The 2,039-nt window shown below is 59.5% G+C and carries 2 protein-coding genes; both read left to right on the forward strand.

Annotation, left to right across the window (positions count from 1 at the left end):
- On the forward strand, positions 1–1,425 hold a 1,425-nt coding region (gene ettA, locus P1U55_RS11725), incomplete at its 5' end, for an energy-dependent translational throttle protein EttA (RefSeq protein ID WP_301047777.1).
- Positions 1,426–1,751: 326 nt separating this feature from the next.
- Positions 1,752–1,958: a cold-shock protein gene (locus tag P1U55_RS11730; RefSeq protein WP_301047779.1), complete on the forward strand. Its 207-nt coding sequence runs from the start codon at positions 1,752–1,754 to the stop codon at positions 1,956–1,958.
- Positions 1,959–2,039: the final 81 nt, after the last annotated feature.

Here is a 2,039-nt window from a genome sequence, read left to right on the forward strand (position 1 = left end):
CAGGAGCCGCAGCTCGACGAAAGCAAAACCGTGCGTGAAAACGTTATGGAAGGAGTGGCCGAAAAGAAGGGCATTCTCGACCGTTACAACGAGCTGGCGATGAACTACTCGGACGAAACCGCCGACGAAATGGCAACCCTGCAAGACGAGATCGACAGCCAGAACCTGTGGGACCTCGACAGCCAGATCGACGTGGCGATGGAAGCGCTGCGCTGCCCGCCCGATGAGGCCATGCCAGAGAACCTTTCGGGCGGGGAACGCCGCCGCGTGGCGCTGTGCAAACTGCTGCTCGAAGCGCCCGATATGCTGCTGCTCGACGAACCAACCAACCACCTCGATGCCGAAACGATCGCCTGGCTCCAGCAGCACCTGATCGACTATAAAGGCACCATCCTGATCGTCACCCACGACCGTTATTTCCTTGACGATATCACCGGCTGGATCCTCGAGCTCGACCGTGGCCGTGGCATCCCCTACGAGGGCAACTATTCGGCATGGTTGGAGCAAAAAGCCAAGCGGCTTGAGCAGGAAGGCCGCGACGACAAATCCCGCCAGAAAACCCTCGACCGGGAGCTTGAATGGATCCGCGCCGGGGCAAAGGCCCGCCAAGCCAAGCAAAAGGCCCGGATCAACGCCTATGAAGAGCTTGCAGGCCAGTCCGAGCGCGAAAAAATCAGCCGCGCCCAGATCGTTATCCCCAACGGCCCACGCCTTGGCTCCAAGGTGATCGAGGTTGAAGGGCTGCAAAAAGCCTATGAAGACAAGCTCCTGATCGAAGACCTCGCCTTCTCACTGCCCCCCGGTGGCATCGTCGGCGTGATCGGTCCCAACGGCGCCGGTAAATCCACGCTTTTCCGGATGCTTACCGGACAGGAAAAACCGGATAACGGCTCGGTGGAATACGGCGATACGGTGGAGCTGAGCTATGTTGACCAATCGCGCGATGCGCTGGCATCCGATGTCACCGTTTGGGAAGAAATCTCCGGCGGTGCGGAGGTGATTGACCTTGGGGACGCGCAGATGAACAGCCGCGCCTATTGCTCGGCGTTCAACTTCAAAGGCGGCGATCAGCAAAAGAAGGTCGGCCAGCTCTCGGGCGGTGAACGCAACCGGGTCCACATGGCCAAGCTGTTGAAATCAGGCGGAAACGTGCTGCTGCTCGACGAACCAACCAACGACCTTGACGTTGAAACCCTGCGCGCGCTCGAAGACGCTCTGGAAGATTTCGCCGGGTGTGCTGTGATCATCTCGCACGACCGCTTCTTCCTTGACCGCCTGTGCACCCACATCCTTGCCTTTGAGGGTGACGCGCATGTGGAATGGTTCGAGGGCAACTTTGAAGCCTACGAGGAAGACAAGGCCCGCCGTCTGGGCCCGGATGCACTGGAGCCCAAGCGGGTGAAGTACAAGAAATTCGTGCGCTAACGCGGGCGGGTTTTTGGGCTTTCTGGCCGGGCTTTGGCCCGGCCTGCACTTCCTTGCGATGGGCAGACCCTTCCACGCCTTAACGGCCAATCCCGGCGACCCAGTTCCGCAGAACGCCCTGATCCAGGCCAAATCACTGTCGGCAATGTTAAGCCGAGGTGAACGCACTGCCCCTTGCTCGAATCTCTGCAACATGTCATATGGCCTTTGCGACCGCTACGCATCTACGTCCACTGTCTCCCTTTAAAAGGCGTCACGACCGATCCGCTACCGACGCCAGGCCGCCGCACTACCGCGGGCGGCACACTAAACTAGGAGAGACAGATATGGCCACCGGCACTGTCAAATGGTTCAACACCACCAAAGGCTTCGGCTTTATTGCACCCGATGAGGGTGGCAAGGACGTTTTCGTTCACATCAGCGCCGTCGAGCGCGCCGGCCTGACCGGCCTCGCCGACGACCAGAAGATCAGCTTCGACATGGAAACCGGCCGTGACGGCCGCGCCAGCGCCAGCAACCTTTCGCTGCTCTGAGCCATCGAGCTTTTACGATCTTGAAAAGGGGTGCCTTCGGGTGCCCCTTTTTTTCGTTATCCCCCGAAAACCTTGCTTTTG

The sequence above is a fragment of the Vannielia sp. genome (assembly GCF_029212645.1).
GTDB lineage: Bacteria > Pseudomonadota > Alphaproteobacteria > Rhodobacterales > Rhodobacteraceae > Vannielia.

Coding starts and splice junctions, on each gene's coding strand:
- P1U55_RS11730 (WP_301047779.1), top strand. CDS start 1,752: ATGGCCACCGGCACTGTCAAATGGTTCAACACCACCAAAGGCTTCGGC.